Here is a 14,105-nt window from a genome sequence, read left to right on the forward strand (position 1 = left end):
CGCGCTGCAGAATGCGCTCACCCACGGCGATGCTTGCGCCACACGCGAGCGCGCGCCGCGCATGGCGTGTGGCGCATCGCGCAGCGCCAGCGTTCGATCGCTCCCCTCCCCGCCCGCGCTCGCAAGCGCATCACCTGCGCACCGCTACGCTGTCGGCATGACCGTGCACGCCTTACGTTCCCGCGCCGGCCACCGCCGTGACGCGCCTGTTACACTCGGGCTCCTGCTCGCGAATCTCGTATTCCCTGCATGATCCCAGCCCTCGACCTCCTGCTGGCCTTGCCGTTTCTGATGGCGGCGGCCGTCGTCGCCCTGCGCCACCGCTCGCGCGCCACCCTGGCCTGGGCCGCGGCGCTGGCGCCGTTGGCGGGCCTGGCGGTGCTCGGCGCGCTGACGCCCACGGTGCTCGACGGCGGCATCGTCCGCGCCGACCACGCCTGGCTGCCGCAGATCGGCCTGCAGTTCTCGCTGCGCCTGGATGGCCTGGCCTGGATGTTCGCCGGCCTGGTGCTGGCGATCGGCGCGCTGGTGGTGATGTACGCGCACTATTACCTCAGCGCGCGCGAGAACGCGGCGCGCTTCTACGCCTGCCTGCTGCTGTTCATGGGCGCGATGCTGGGCATGGTGATTGCCGGCAACCTGTTGCTGCTGATGGTGTTCTGGGAACTGACCAGCATCAGTTCGTTCCTGCTGATCGGCTTCTGGTCGCACCGCCAGGACGCGCGCGACGGCGCGCGCATGGCCCTGGTGATCACCGGCGGCGGTGGCCTGGCGCTGCTCGGCGGCGTGCTGCTGCTGGGGCGCATCGTCGGCAGCTACCAGCTCGACGCGGTGCTCGCCGCCGGCGACGTGATCCGCGCCAGCCCGCTGTATCCGTGGGCGCTGGGGCTGATCCTGCTCGGCATCTTCACCAAGAGCGCGCAGTTCCCGTTCCATTTCTGGCTGCCGCACGCGATGGCCGCGCCCACCCCGGTGTCGGCCTATCTGCATTCGGCGACGATGGTGAAGGCCGGCGTGTTCCTGCTGGCGCGGCTGCATCCGGCGCTGGCCGGCAGCGACCTGTTCTTCTACACGGTCAGCGGCGTCGGCGCGATCACCCTGCTCACCGGCGCCTGGTTCGCGATCTTCCAGCACGACCTCAAGGGCCTGCTGGCGTATTCGACGATCTCGCACCTGGGCCTGATCACCATGCTGTTCGGGCTATCCACGCCGATGGCGGTGGTGGCCGGCGTGTTCCACATCCTCAACCACGCGGTGTTCAAGGCCTCGCTGTTCATGGCCGCCGGCATCATCGACCACGAGACCCATACCCGCGACATGCGCCGGCTCGGCAACCTGCGCCGCTGGATGCCGATCACCAGCGCGCTGGCGATCACCGCCTCGCTGTCGATGGCCGGCATCCCGCTGCTCAACGGCTTCCTGTCCAAGGAGATGTTCTTCGCCGAGGCGCTGGGCGCCGACGGCCCGGCGGCAATGCGCGTGTTCACCGCGACCTCGGCACTGTTGGCCGGCGTGTTCGGCGTGGCCTACAGCCTGCGCTTCGTCTATGAGACCTTCTTCGGCCATGGCCCGCGTCGGCTGGAGACGATGCCGCACGAGCCGCCGCGCTGGATGAAGATTCCGGTGGAGATCCTGGTGCTGGTGTGCGTGGCGGTCGGCATCGTGCCGGCGCTGACCGTGGCGCCGGTGCTGCGCGCCGCCGCCGGCGCGATCCTGGGCAACGCCCTGCCCGACTACAGCCTGGCCGTCTGGCACGGCTGGAACGCGCCGCTGGCGATGAGCATCGCCGGCGTGGTCGGCGGCGTGGCGCTGTATTTCGGGCTGCGCCGGCTGACCGCGCTGTACACCGAGGTGCGCCGCTCGCTGGGCAAGCGCGTGTTCCACTGGCACGTGCAGACCCTGTTCGGCGTGGCCGCACGCTTCACCCGCCTGCTCGCCAACGGCCGCCTGCAACGCAGCCTGCGCTGGCTGGTGCTGGCCGCGGTGGTCGTCGTGGCCGCGCCGCTGCTGCGGGCGCCGCCGCTGTGGCAGCAGTGGCCGGCGCCGCAGGGCATGCCGTTGCTGGGTTGGGGCCTGTGGCTGCTGATCCTCAGTTGCGCGCTGTCCACGCTGTTCCTGTACCGGCAGCGGCTGCTGGCGGTGCTGGTGCTGGGCGGCAGCGGGCTGGGCGTGAGCCTGGTGTTCGTGTTCCTGTCGGCGCCGGACCTGGCGCTGACCCAGTTGCTGGTGGAGATGGTGACCCTGGTGCTGATGCTGCTGGGCATGAACTACCTGCCCAAGGCCTCGCCGCCGGAACCGCGGCGCTGGCGCCGCTGGCGCGATGCGGCCCTGGCGATCGTCGCCGGCGGCGGCATGGCGCTGCTGGCGTATTCGGTGATGACCCGGCCGGCGACGACGATGGCCGGCGAGCTGCTGCAGCGCGCGCTGCCGGAAGCCTACGGCCGCAACGTGGTCAACGTGATCCTGGTGGACTTCCGCGGCTTCGATACCTTCGGCGAGATCACCGTGTTCGGCATCGCCGCGCTGGTGGTGCATGCGCTGCTGCGGCGCGCGCGGATGGCGCCGGAGAAGGTGATGCCGGGGCCGCCGATCAAGCTGCCGGTGCCGGCCGACCTGGCGCAGCTGATGTTCCCGCTGACCCTGACCGTGTCGATCTTCCTGTTCCTGCGCGGCCACAACGCGCCCGGCGGCGGCTTCATCGCCGGGCTGGTGCTGGCGGTGCCGCTGCTGATGCAGTACGTGATCCAGGGCGCGGCCTCGGTGGAGTCGCGCTTCGGCTTCGACTACATCCGCTGCATCGGCCTGGGCCTGCTGCTGGCCACGTTCGGCGGCATGGCCTCGATGCTGTTCGGGGTGCCGTTCCTGACCAGCGGCCATCTGGATCTGCAGTTGCCGCTGATCGGCACGGTCCCGCTGGCCAGCGCGCTGGTCTTCGATACCGGCGTGTATCTGGTGGTGTTCGGCGGCACCATGCTGACGCTGTCGATGATGGGCACGATCAAGCCCTCGCGCACCCGCGATTCGCAGCGCGGGCAGATCGACCCGGCGCGGCGTTCGCCCATCACCGGGGAGATGCACTGATGGAACTGGCACTGGCGAGCGCGATCGGCGTGCTGACCGCGGTGGGCGTGTACCTGCTGCTGCGCGCGCGCAGCTTCGACGTGATCCTGGGCATGACCGTGCTGTCCTACGCCACCAATCTGCTGATCTTCGCCGGCGGCCGGCTGGTACAGGGCAAGGCGCCGGTGCTGCGCGACGGCATCGCCCCGACCCTGGCCGAGCACGCCGATCCGCTGCCGCAGGCGCTGGTGCTGACCGCGATCGTGATCGCCTTCGCGATGACCGCGGTGAGCATCGTGTTGGCCATGCGCAGCCGCGGCGACAACCACAGCGACCACGTCGATGCGCGCCCGGACCGCGACCCCGCCGATGGGGAGGCGCCATGACCCATCTGCTGATCCTGCCGATCCTGATCCCGTTGCTCGGCGCGGCGCTGTCGCTGTTCGCCGAGCACCGCCGCTACGGCCGCAAGGTGCGCCGCGCGGTGGCCTGGACCGCGATGACGGCGCTGGCCGCGGCGGTGCTGGCGCTGTGCGTGCAGGTGAGCGACGGTCAGGTCCATGCCTATCTGCTCGGCGACTGGCCCTCGCGGCTGGGCATCGTGCTGATGGCCGATCGCCTGTCGGCATGGATGCTCGCGACCACCACCCTGCTCGCCGGCACCTGCCTGCTGCACGCCTGCGCCGGCTGGGACCGGCGCGCGCCGCATTTCCATGCGCTGTTCCAGTTCCAACTGGTCGGCCTTAATGGCGCGTTCCTGACCGGCGACGTGTTCAACCTGTTCGTGTTCTTCGAGGTGATGCTGATCGCCTCCTACGGCCTGCTGCTCAGCGGCGGGCGCAGCCTGCGCCTGCGCGTGGGCTTCCATTACGTGGTGTTCAACGTCACCTCCTCCACCGTGTTCCTGATCGCGCTGGGCCTGCTGTACGCGCTGCTCGGTTCGTTGAACATGGCCGAGCTGTCGCAGCGCGTGGCGCAGGCGCCGCCGCAGAACGTGGCGCTGATCAAGGCCGCGTTCGGCCTGTTGCTGCTGGTGTTCTGCGCCAAGGCCGCGCTGCTGCCGCTGTACCTGTGGCTGCCGGAAACCTATGCGCGCGCGCCGGCGGCGGTGGCGGCGCTGTTCGTGATCATGACCAAGGTCGGCCTGTACGCGGTGCTGCGGGTGAGCACGCTGATCCTCGGCAGCCAGGCGCAGGCGCTGGACGGCTACGGCCGCGACTGGCTGCTGTGGCTGGGCCTGGCGACGCTGCTGCTGGCCGCGCTGGGCGTGCTGGCGGCGGTGCGCCTGCGGGTGCTGATCGGCTACCTGGTGATCGTGTCGGCGGCGACGCTGTTCGTGGCCTTCGCGCTGGACTCAGCCGGCACGCTCGGCGCCGGGCTGTATTACCTGGCGCACAGCAGCTTCGTCGCCGCGGCGCTGTTCATGATCGCCGACCTGATCCGGCGTCGCCGCGGCGGCGCCAGCGACCGCAAGGAGATCATCGCGCCGCTGCCGGGCAAGACCGTGCCCGGCGTGCTGTTCCTGATCGCGGCGATCTCGGTGGCCGGGCTGCCGCCGCTGTCAGGCTTCCTGGCCAAGGTGGCGATCCTGAGCGCGACGCCGGGCGGGCTGACCGCACCGGTGTGGGCCGCGGTGCTGCTCAGCAGCCTGATGGTGATCATGGGCCTGACCCGCGGCGGCGTGCGCCTGTTCTGGCGCGTGCCCGGCGACCAGGACACGGCCGAGGACGGCACCGTGGAATTGCCGCGCCCGGCGCCGCGCAAGGCGCCGGCACGGCCGCTGGAAACCGCCGCCACCGTGCTGCTGCTCGGCTACGGCGTGGCGATGACCGTGGCGGCCGGGCCGCTGCTGCGCTACAGCGAGGCCGCCGCCGCACAACTGCTGCGCCCGGCCGACTACACCACCCAGCTGCGCGGCACCGCGCCGATCCTGCGGGAGCCCTGACATGTCCGCCCGTCCCTGGTCGCGCCGCCTGTTCCCGTCCTGGCCGCTGAGCCTGACCGTCACCGCGTTCTGGCTGCTGATGAGCGACAGCTTCAGTCTCGGCCAGGTGCTGCTGGGCGCGGTGCTGGGCGTGGCGGTGCCGCTGTTCGCCGCGCGCCTGGACCGCGAGTTCGCGCGCATCGGCTCGCTGCGCCCGGTGCCGAAGATGCTGTGCGTGGCGGCCTGGGACATCGTGCGCTCCAACGTGGTGGTGGCGCTGCAGGTGCTCGGTCCGGAGAAACGCATCCACCCCGGCTTCATCTGGGTGCCGCTGGACATCGCCAACATCCACGGCATCGCCGCGCTGACCAGCATGATCACCCTGACCCCGGGAACGGTGTCGGCGGCGCTGTCGGACGACCGCAAGTACCTGCTGGTGCACGTGCTGCACCTGGACGATGCCGAGACCGTGATCCGGCAGATCAAGACGCGCTACGAAGCGCCGCTGATGGAGATCTTCCCATGACCAGCCACATGTTCATCGAGACCACGATCGTCGTGTGCATGCACGTGGTGGCGCTGGCGATGCTGCTGGCGCTGTGGCGGCTGCTGCGCGGGCCGACCGTGCCCGACCGCATCCTGGCGCTGGACACGCTGTCGGTGACCGCGATCGCCGAGCTGATGCTGTTCGGCATGTACCTGGATTCGCCGGTGTATTTCGAGGCGGCGCTGATCATCGCCATGCTCGGCTTCGGCAGCACCGTGGTGCTGAGCAAGTTCGTGCTGCGCCGGGACATCGTCGAATGATCGGCGTGCTGCAGGTCGGGCTGTCGCTGCTGCTGATCGTCGGCTGCTTCTTCATCCTGGTCGGCGCGCTGGGGCTGGTGAAGCTGTCGGACTTCTTCAAGCGCCTGCACGCACCGACCAAGGCCAGCACCCTGGGCGTGGGCTGCGTGCTGCTGGCCTCGGTCGGCTACCACCTGTTCCTGGGCCAGGACCCGCAGCCGCGCGAGTTGCTGATCACCGCGTTCCTGTTCATCACCGCGCCGATCAGTGCGCACATGATGGCCAAGGCGGCGCTGTCGCTGATGCTGGAACAGCGCCCGCAGGTGCCGGGCAGCGACCACGCCGAGCAGGAAGGGCTGCCGCCGCCGGAGCAGCCGGAGGAGCGCTGAGCGCGTGGGTCTGCGTAGAAGCGGCTTTTCCGATTCCCGATTCCCGATTCCCGATTCCCCACTCTCGGCACTCACGCCACCAACGCCAACTCCAGTCCCACCCACGCCAGGAACGCCACCAGCAGCACCGCGCCCTCGCCGCGACTCAACCGCATGTCGCCGCGCAGCATCGGGTACAGCACCGCCGCCAGCGCGATCGCCGCCGGCAGTTCCAGGCGCACGAACGAGGCCGGCAACGGCAGCGGCCGCAGCGCCGCCATGCCGCCGATCACCACCAGCAGGTTGAACAGGCTCGAGCCCAGCACGTGGCCGACCACCATGTCGCCCTGGCCCCGGCGCGCGGCGGCCACCGCGGCCGCGGCTTCCGGCAGCGCGGTGCCGATCGCCACCGGCAGCAGGCCGACCAGCAGCGGCGACAGGCCCCAGGCCGCACCCAGCCGCGGCGCTTGTTCCACCACAAGGTTGGCGCCAGCGTTCAACAGCACGAGGGCGATCAGCAGGCGCAGCAGATTCAGCACCAGCCCGGTGCGGGTCACCGCGTAGCCGGACACGCCGAGCTGGCGCGCGGCCGGTTCATGCCGCGCGCGCAGCAGCAGGAAGGCGACCACGCCGACGAAGGCCAGCAGCAGCGCCACGCCCTCAGCGCGCGAGATCGCGCCATCCAGGCCGAAGCCGATCAGCGCCAGCGTCGCCAGGGTCAGCAGCACCAGCAGTGGCGGCAGCAGGCGCGTGCGCAGCAGCAGCGGCGCCGCCAGCGCGGCCAGGCCCAGGGTCAGGCCGAGATTGGCCAGGTTGCTGCCGATCGCGTTGCCCAACGCCAGGTCCTGCGCGCCGGCGGCGTAGGCGCGCGCGTTGACCGCCAGTTCCGGCAGCGAGGTGCCGAAGGCCACCAGCAGCAAGCCGGCCACGAACGGCGAGGCGCCGCAGCGCTGCGCCAGGCCGGAGGCCGCCTTCACGATCGAGTCCCCGCCCAGCGCCAGGAACGCCAGCCCCAACAGCACCAATCCGATCGCACCGGCCATCGCCGACTCCCTGCCCGCAAGATGCGGCGATTCTATGCGCAGCGCCGATGACGCCGCCGTGGTCGTGCCTGCCCGGCCATGGCACGCTGCGGCGGCCAGTCCCGCGCGCAACCCGCCGCCACTGCACTGCGTTCATGCCCGACCGTGTCTGCTAGCGCCTGCCGCGCGCCCGACCGCGTCCCTCCCCTCGCCTTCGCCACAGGAGCCGCCCATGTCCCGTCCCGATCCCACGCCGCCGCCGCGGCGGCCCTGGCTGGCGCTGGCCGGCATCGCCGCGATCGCCGCGGCACTCGCCGCCGCCTTCGCCTGGAGCGCCGGCTGGCTCGGCGGCCCGCAGCGGCTGACCGCGCAGCGCATGACCGACGCCATCGAAGCCGGCGGCCCGCCGCATCCGGGCTTCCGCCGTGCGCACAGCAAGGGCGTGTGCGTCAGCGGCCATTTCGAGGGCAACGGCCAGGGCAGCGCGCTGTCCTCGGCACGGGTGTTCGCGCAATCCTCGGTGCCGGTGCTGGGCCGCCTGTCGATCGGCGGCGGCGACCCGCACGGCGCCGACGGCACCGCCCGCGTGCGCAGCATGGCGCTGCAGTTGCGCAGCGACGACGGCCAGGAATGGCGCACGGCGATGAACAGCTTCCCGTTCTTCGTGGTCGCCAGCACCGAGGGCTTCATGGCGCAGACGCTGGCCGCGCGGCCGGATCCGGCCACCGGCAAGCCGGACCCGGCGAAGATGGCGGCATTCCTGCAGCGCTACCCGGAGGCGAAGAAGTTCCAGGAGTGGGCCAAGACCGCGCCGTGGTCGGACAGCTGGGCCAACACCCAGTACAACGGCGTCAACGCGTTCCGCTTCACCGCCGCCGACGGCAGCACGCACGCGGTGCGCTGGTCGATGCGCCCGCAGACCCCGTTCGCGCCACTGTCGGCCGAGCAACGCACCAAGGCCGATGCCGACTTCCTGAGCGAAGACCTGCAGGCGCGGCTGGCGCGCGGCCCGCTGCGTTGGGACCTGGTGCTGACCGTGGCCGCGCCCGGCGACCCGGTCGACGACCCCTCGCAGCCGTGGCCGCAGGACCGTCAGCAGGTGGTCGCCGGCATCCTGGTGCTGGACCACGCCGAACCGCAGGCCACCGGGCCGTGCCGCGACCTCAACTACGATCCGCTGATCCTGCCGCACGGCATCGCCGGCTCCGACGATCCGATCCTGGCCGCGCGCTCGGCGGTGTATTCGCAGTCCTTCAACCGCCGCGAGCGCGAGATCGCCCGCGGCCAGGCGCCCGACGCCACCGGCCGCCCGCACGGAGGTGCGCAATGAACCGCGACGACCGCTCCGCGCACTTCAACCTGCTCGCGCGCGTACTGCACTGGCTGATGGCGGCGATGATCCTGACCATGCTGTTCGTCGGCGTGGGCATGGTCGCCTCGGTGTCGCAGCGGCCCTGGCTGCTGAACCTGCATCGCCCGCTCGGCATCGCCATCGGGCTGCTGGTACTGGTGCGCCTGGGCAACCGCCTGCTGCACCGGCCGCCGCCGCTGCCGGCCGACCTGCCGCGCTGGCAAAAGGCCGCCGCGCATGCCTCGCACTGGCTGCTGTACGCACTGATGCTGGCGATGCCGCTGCTGGGCTGGTCGATGCTCTCGGCCGGCGGCTACCCGATCGTGCTGTGGCCGGGCGTGCAGTTGCCACCGATCGTCCCGCACAGCCCGGCGCTGTACGCCTGGCTGCGCAGCGCGCACGGCTGGCTGGCCTACCTGCTGTTCGCCACGGTGCTGATGCATCTGTGCGCGGCGCTGTTCCATGCCTGGGTGCGCCGCGATGGCGTGTTCTCGAGCATGGCGCGTGGCGCGGCGGCGCCTGCAGCGCCACGCGACAAGGCGTAGTCCACCCACGACACGACACGCGGGACGCAGCGCGTGCGTCCCGCGCTGCGCACGCTAGCGCCGGCACGCGCATGTCGATTCGGCCAGTGCGGTGCGGCCTGTCTCCCGGGCGACGCCACGCGTTTGTGTCGCCCCCGACATGGTCCCGGTCCCGGGCCGCCGTTACACTTGTCGGCGGACGGGCGCGCTCGTCCGCCCCTGTTTTCCCGCGCACCGGTCGTTCCTCTGGGAATCCGGCGCCGCGACCGCGCCAGCCAGTGCCGATGTTCCGTAGCCGCCTGCCGGCCTGCGGGCCCACGCGCCAAGCCAGCTCACCCTCGATCGTCGTCCGGCGCCGCATCCGCGCCGGCGATGGCCCTGCCTGCTGCCTTGGAGTCCGCGATGTCCCGTGTTGCCCCCATCTGTCGTTTCCCGCGCCGTTCGGTCCTGGCCATGGCCTGCCTGCTGACCGCCATGCCGGCCTTCGCGGCGACAGCGACCACGTCTGCTGCGGACAGCACCAAGGACACCGAGCGCGACGCCACCACGCTCGACAAGATCAGCGTCAAGGGCGAGCGCGCCGAGGGCTACAGCGTGCGCAAGACCAGCGCCGGCACCCGCTTCGACCTGGCGCCGCGGGAGATCCCGCAGTCGGTGAGCATCATCAGCCACCAGCGCATCGAGGATCAGGGCCTGGACGACATCATCGACGTGCTGGAGAACACCACCGGCGTGTCCAGCACGCGCTCGGACAGCGAACGCTTCGAGTTCTACGCGCGCGGCTTCTACATCGACAACTACCAGTTCGACGGCATCCCGACCACGATGGTGCAGAACTGGAGCTACGGCGATTCGGCGCTGGACCTGGCCCTGTACGACCGGGTGGAAGTGGTGCGCGGCGCCACCGGTCTGCTCACCGGCGCCGGCAACCCCTCGGCCTCGGTCAACCTGATCCGTAAGCACGCCGACAGCGCCGAACTGACCGGCAGCGTCACCGTCAGTGCCGGCAGTTGGGGCCGCACTCGCTCCACGGTCGACGTCACCACCCCGCTCAACGCCAGCGGCACGGTGCGCGCGCGGGTGATCGGCAGCTATCTGGACACCGATTCGTACGTGCAGCGCTACAGCCAGCGCAAGTCGCTGGGCTATGCGGTGATCGATGCCGACCTGACCCCGGACACGCAGCTGAGCGTGGGCTACGACTACCAGAACAAGCAGTCTGACGGCGTCACCTGGGGCGGCTTCCCGCTGTGGTACGCAGACGGCAGCCGCACCGACTATCCGCACTGGTTCAACCCGGCCGCGTACTGGACGTTCTGGGACACCACCAGCAAGCGCGCCTTCGCCACCCTGCAGCACGCCTTCGGCAACGGCTGGCAGCTCAAGCTCAACGCCACCCACGACCAGACCAACGTCACCGATAAGCTGTTCTACCCGTACTACACGATCTATGGCTTCGACCGGCAGACCGGCGCCGGCGTGGTGCCGTACTCGGGCTACTACATCACCGGGCGCAAGGTCGACGGCCTGGACGCCTACGCCGAAGGCCCGTTCCAGCTGGGCGGGCGCGATCACGAATTGATGGCCGGGCTCAGCTACAACCGCCGCCGCTACGTGAACACCGGCGCCTTCGACTTCCCCGGGCCGCTGCCGAGCTACCTGGGCTGGACCGGCGCCTATCCGGAACCGGCCTGGTCGCCGATCAGCGAGTTCAGCCGCGGCACCGTCACCCAGAAGGCCGGCTATGCGGCAGCGCGGCTGTCGCTGGCCGATCCGCTGAAGCTGATCGTGGGCGCGCGCTACACCGACTGGAAGGTGGACGGTGCCGAGAGCGGGGTGGGCTACGTGCTGCACCAGGAGAAAACCACGCCCTATGCCGGCCTGGTGTACACGCTCGACGACGTCTGGTCGGTCTATGCCAGCTACACCGACATCTTCCAGCCGCAGACCGCGCGCACCGCCAGCGGCGCCTACCTGGATCCGGTAATCGGCAAGAGCTACGAGGCCGGCATCAAGGGCGCCTGGTTCGACGACCGCCTCAACGCCGCGCTGTCGGTGTTCCGCATCGACCAGGACAACGTCGCCCAGGCCACCAGCGGATTCGTGCAGGGCACCACCGAAACCGCCTATGTCGCCGCGCAGGGCACGGTCAGCCGCGGTTTCGAACTGGAACTCAACGGCGAGCTGGCGCCGGGCTGGAACGCCACCTTCGGCGCCTCGCGCTACGTGGCCAAGGACGTCGCCGGCGCCGACATCAACAGCCAGTTGCCGCAGACCACGCTCAAGCTCTACAGCAGCTACACCCCGCGCCGCCTGGGCGAACTGACCGTCGGCGGCGGCGTCAACTGGCAGAACCGCATCTACTACGTCGATGCCACCTACGGCCGCTTCGCGCAGAGCGGCTACGCGCTGGTCAGCGCTTTCGCGCGCTACCGCCTTTCGCCGGCCTTCTCGGTGCAGCTCAACCTCAACAACCTGCTGGACAAGCGTTACTACGCGCAGATCTACGGCTACGGTGCCTGGGGCGAACCGCGCAACGGCACGCTGAGCTTCAGCTGGTCGTTCTGAGCCGGCAGGCCGCGCGCGGGTGCTGACGCTGGCACGGCCGCGGCGCAGGCGCGCGACCGCGGCACTGCATGCACGGGATGGAGGCGGCCTAGGCCTCGGCGATGCGCAGCGGTGCGTCGCCAGCGGCAGCGACCCGGTTGCGGCCGCTGCGCTTGCCGCGGTACAGCGCCGCATCCGCGCAGCGCAGCAGCTCCTCGGTGCTGCGGCCGTGGTCCGGATAGGCGGCCACGCCGATCGACACGGTCACCGGCGGCAGCGCCTGACCCTGGTGCTGCACCTGCAGGTTCGCCACCGCGGCGCGGATCTGCTCGGCGCGGCGCTGCGCCACGTCGGCGGCGGCGCCCGGCAGGATCACCGTGAACTCCTCGCCGCCGTAGCGGCAGGCGATGTCCTCCGGCCGCACCAGCCCGGCCAGCAACTGACCGAACGCCGCCAGCAAGGCATCGCCGCCGGCGTGGCCGAGGCGGTCGTTGAGCGCCTTGAAGTGGTCCAGGTCCAGCATCATCAGCGCCAGCGGCTGCTCACGGCGCTCGCAGCGCGCCAGTTCGCGCACCAGCGATTCTTCCAGGTAGCGGCGGTTGTACAGCCCGGTCAACGGATCGCGGATCGACTGCGTGCGCAGGCGCTGGCGCAACTGCAGGTTGTGCAGCGCCATCGCCAGCTGTTCGGCCACCACCTCGACCAGGGGCAGGCGCTCGAGCAGGGTCGGATCGCGGCTGGACAGGTGGATCAGCCCCAGCGGCTCGCCCTGCACCATCATCGGCACGCAGGTGCCATGGCGTGCCACGCCGGCGGCGTGCGCGCAGGCCGGCGCGGCGCCGGGCCGCTGGATCTGGGTAGCGCGGCTGCGCAGGCCTTCGCAGCCGCTCAGCGACAGCGACGGCGCGCACACCGCATCCTCGCCCCAGTGCGCGACGCAGACCGCCTGCTCGCCCGCCGCGTCGGTGCAGTACACGCTGCAGCCGGCGTCGCCGAGCAGGCGCTCCAGCGCCTGCCGCGCGACCTCCACCGCCTCGTCCTGCTGCACGCAGCTCTGCAGTCCGCGGCTGCAGCGGTTGAGCGTGCGCAGATCCTGTTCGGTGCGCTGCATCTGCTGCACGGTGCCCACCAGCAGCGCATTGGCATGGTGACCGCGCTGCTCGGCCTGACTGCGGCGGCCGATCTCGCGGCGCAGCAGCAGGTACAGGCCCAGGGTCAGCGCACACACCGTGGGGATGCCGATCACCGCCAGCCGGCGCAGCAGGTCGGCGTTGGCGGCGGTGGAGCGGGCGCTGCTGGCCAGCGCCGCGCGCTCGCTGCGCACCAGGCTGTCGGTGTTGCGCCGGATCGCCTGCGACATCAGACGGCCCTGGCGGGCGCGCTCCGGGTCCGGCTTGCGCATGCCTGCCGCCCTGCCCTGGAAGCGGGCCACGGCGAGCGCGCTGTCGCGCATGCGCGCCTCGATCTGCGCCTGGACCTCCTGCAGCCGCTGCTGCTGCGCGGGGTTGCCCTGCAGCAGCGTGGCCAGTTGCTGCAGCCGCGGCGGCAGCGCGCGCTGGCACGCCCGGAAATCGGCCAGGTGTTCGCGGCTGTCCAGCAGCAGGAAGCCGCGCAGCGAGGCATCGCAGTCGGCGAGGTTGAGCTGCAGGCCGTTGATCTCGGCAATGACCCGGTGGCTGCGCTGCACCGCGGCCGCATCGGCGAGAAAGCGCTCGCTGCCCACCAGCACGCCGCCACTGATGCCCAACAGCAGCAGCAGGGCCAGCGGCACGCCATAGCGGTTGATCGTGGTGGAGGGCATGGCGTTGGCCAATGGGAGGAAGGAAGGCCGCGCGCGCCCTGCACTGCGCCGCGCAGTCAAGCGCAGGGAGCCATGCAAGTTTCAGGCCGAACCGCGCGCCGCATCACAGCCAGCCCTTCTGCCGGGCCAGCCGCGCCGCCTCGATGCGGTTGCCGACCCCGAGCTTGCCGATCGCCTCGGACAGGTAGTTGCGCACCGTGCCCGACGACAGCCCCAACTGCGTGGCGATGTCGCCGGCCGAGGCGCCCTCGCCGGCCAGGCGCAGCACCTGGCGCTCGCGGTCGTTGAGCGGGTCGGCCTCGGACCAGGCTTCCAGCGCCAGTTCCGGGTCGATCGCGCGGCCGCCGCGGTGCACCTGGCGGATCGCCTCGATCAGCCGCTGCGGCGGCGCATCCTTGAGCAGGTAGCCGCCGACCCCGGCGTCCAGGGCGCGGCGCAGGAAGCCGGGGCGGGCGAAGGTGGTGACGATGATGACGCGCACCGGCAGTTGCTGGCGCTGGATGCGCTGGGCCAGCTCCAGGCCGCTGAGGCCGGGCATCTCGATGTCGGTGACCAGCAGGTCCGGCGCATGCGCCTGCAGCGCGCGCCAGGCGGCTTCGCCGTCGGCCGCGCTGGCGACCAGGTCGAGATCCGCTTCCAGGCCCAGCAGTGCGCCCAGCGCACCGCGCACCATCGCCTGGTCCTCCGCCAGCACTAAACGAATCACGGCACCCCCCGGTCCT

Annotated in this window: 12 protein-coding genes; 9 read left to right on the forward strand and 3 right to left on the reverse strand. The window is 71.1% G+C overall.

The features are described 5' to 3' along the window. Positions 1-249: 249 nt before the first annotated feature. From RAB70_RS01820 to RAB70_RS01845, 6 genes are read left to right on the forward strand one after another with little or no spacing between them, the layout of a single operon-like run. Entirely contained in the window at positions 250-3,081 is a 2,832-nt protein-coding gene (locus RAB70_RS01820) for a monovalent cation/H+ antiporter subunit A (RefSeq protein ID WP_148829978.1), read from the forward strand. Beyond that, the gene (locus RAB70_RS01825) at positions 3,081-3,446 is read left to right on the forward strand and encodes a Na+/H+ antiporter subunit C (protein ID WP_148829977.1); all 366 of its coding nucleotides are present in this window, start codon (positions 3,081-3,083) and stop codon (positions 3,444-3,446) included. Before RAB70_RS01820 ends, RAB70_RS01825 begins: the two co-directional genes overlap by 1 nt. Continuing rightward, positions 3,443-5,005, forward strand: a complete 1,563-nt coding sequence (locus RAB70_RS01830) for a monovalent cation/H+ antiporter subunit D (RefSeq protein WP_148829976.1) — start codon at positions 3,443-3,445, stop codon at positions 5,003-5,005. The genes RAB70_RS01825 and RAB70_RS01830 overlap by 4 nt, the downstream gene beginning before the upstream one ends. 1 nt (position 5,006) lies before the next feature. After that, positions 5,007-5,510: a Na+/H+ antiporter subunit E gene (locus RAB70_RS01835; RefSeq protein ID WP_010341382.1), complete on the forward strand. Its 504-nt coding sequence runs from the start codon at positions 5,007-5,009 to the stop codon at positions 5,508-5,510. Further along, entirely contained in the window at positions 5,507-5,791 is a 285-nt protein-coding gene (locus RAB70_RS01840) for a K+/H+ antiporter subunit F (RefSeq protein ID WP_017908201.1), read from the forward strand. Before RAB70_RS01835 ends, RAB70_RS01840 begins: the two co-directional genes overlap by 4 nt. Continuing rightward, entirely contained in the window at positions 5,788-6,159 is a 372-nt protein-coding gene (locus RAB70_RS01845; protein WP_017908202.1) for a Na+/H+ antiporter subunit G, read from the forward strand. The genes RAB70_RS01840 and RAB70_RS01845 overlap by 4 nt, the downstream gene beginning before the upstream one ends. A gap of 71 nt (positions 6,160-6,230) precedes the next feature. Here RAB70_RS01845 and RAB70_RS01850 read toward each other — a convergent pair whose 3' ends face one another. Then, entirely contained in the window at positions 6,231-7,181 is a 951-nt protein-coding gene (locus RAB70_RS01850) for a calcium/sodium antiporter (RefSeq protein WP_148829975.1), read from the reverse strand. A gap of 211 nt (positions 7,182-7,392) precedes the next feature. Between RAB70_RS01850 and RAB70_RS01855 the strand changes: the two genes are divergently transcribed. The 3 genes from RAB70_RS01855 to fhuE all read left to right on the forward strand — a co-directional run bounded on the left by RAB70_RS01855 (position 7,393) and on the right by fhuE (position 11,603). Further along, entirely contained in the window at positions 7,393-8,490 is a 1,098-nt protein-coding gene (locus tag RAB70_RS01855) for a catalase family peroxidase (RefSeq protein WP_148829974.1), read from the forward strand. After that, complete coding sequence (locus RAB70_RS01860) at positions 8,487-9,056, forward strand: cytochrome b (RefSeq protein ID WP_148829973.1); 570 nt, start codon at positions 8,487-8,489, stop codon at positions 9,054-9,056. The genes RAB70_RS01855 and RAB70_RS01860 overlap by 4 nt, the downstream gene beginning before the upstream one ends. Positions 9,057-9,437: 381 nt before the next feature. Continuing rightward, on the forward strand, positions 9,438-11,603 hold the full coding sequence (gene fhuE, locus RAB70_RS01865) for a ferric-rhodotorulic acid/ferric-coprogen receptor FhuE (RefSeq protein ID WP_148829972.1): 2,166 nt from the start codon (positions 9,438-9,440) through the stop codon (positions 11,601-11,603). 88 nt (positions 11,604-11,691) lie between these two features. On the opposite strand, the gene RAB70_RS01870 is transcribed toward fhuE, so the two are convergent. Together RAB70_RS01870 and RAB70_RS01875 are read right to left on the reverse strand one after the other, a co-directional pair. Beyond that, entirely contained in the window at positions 11,692-13,383 is a 1,692-nt protein-coding gene (locus RAB70_RS01870) for a diguanylate cyclase (RefSeq protein ID WP_017908336.1), read from the reverse strand. A gap of 103 nt (positions 13,384-13,486) precedes the next feature. Then, a complete protein-coding gene (locus RAB70_RS01875) occupies positions 13,487-14,089 on the reverse strand; it encodes a response regulator transcription factor (protein WP_026143841.1) in 603 nt (200 codons plus the stop codon). Positions 14,090-14,105: the final 16 nt, after the last annotated feature.

This window comes from Xanthomonas sontii, assembly GCF_040529055.1.
GTDB classification, from domain to species: Bacteria; Pseudomonadota; Gammaproteobacteria; order Xanthomonadales; family Xanthomonadaceae; genus Xanthomonas_A; species Xanthomonas_A sontii.

Bases quoted from the DNA above. Each gene is read 5' to 3' on its own strand.
- RAB70_RS01870 (WP_017908336.1), bottom strand. From the start codon at position 13,383: ATGCCCTCCACCACGATCAACCGCTATGGCGTGCCGCTGGCCCTGCTG.
- RAB70_RS01855 (WP_148829974.1), top strand. From the start codon at position 7,393: ATGTCCCGTCCCGATCCCACGCCGCCGCCGCGGCGGCCCTGGCTGGCG.
- RAB70_RS01860 (WP_148829973.1), top strand. From the start codon at position 8,487: ATGAACCGCGACGACCGCTCCGCGCACTTCAACCTGCTCGCGCGCGTA.
- RAB70_RS01835 (WP_010341382.1), top strand. From the start codon at position 5,007: ATGTCCGCCCGTCCCTGGTCGCGCCGCCTGTTCCCGTCCTGGCCGCTG.
- RAB70_RS01850 (WP_148829975.1), bottom strand. From the start codon at position 7,181: ATGGCCGGTGCGATCGGATTGGTGCTGTTGGGGCTGGCGTTCCTGGCG.
- RAB70_RS01845 (WP_017908202.1), top strand. From the start codon at position 5,788: ATGATCGGCGTGCTGCAGGTCGGGCTGTCGCTGCTGCTGATCGTCGGC.
- RAB70_RS01840 (WP_017908201.1), top strand. From the start codon at position 5,507: ATGACCAGCCACATGTTCATCGAGACCACGATCGTCGTGTGCATGCAC.
- RAB70_RS01825 (WP_148829977.1), top strand. From the start codon at position 3,081: ATGGAACTGGCACTGGCGAGCGCGATCGGCGTGCTGACCGCGGTGGGC.
- RAB70_RS01820 (WP_148829978.1), top strand. From the start codon at position 250: ATGATCCCAGCCCTCGACCTCCTGCTGGCCTTGCCGTTTCTGATGGCG.
- RAB70_RS01830 (WP_148829976.1), top strand. From the start codon at position 3,443: ATGACCCATCTGCTGATCCTGCCGATCCTGATCCCGTTGCTCGGCGCG.
- fhuE (WP_148829972.1), top strand. From the start codon at position 9,438: ATGTCCCGTGTTGCCCCCATCTGTCGTTTCCCGCGCCGTTCGGTCCTG.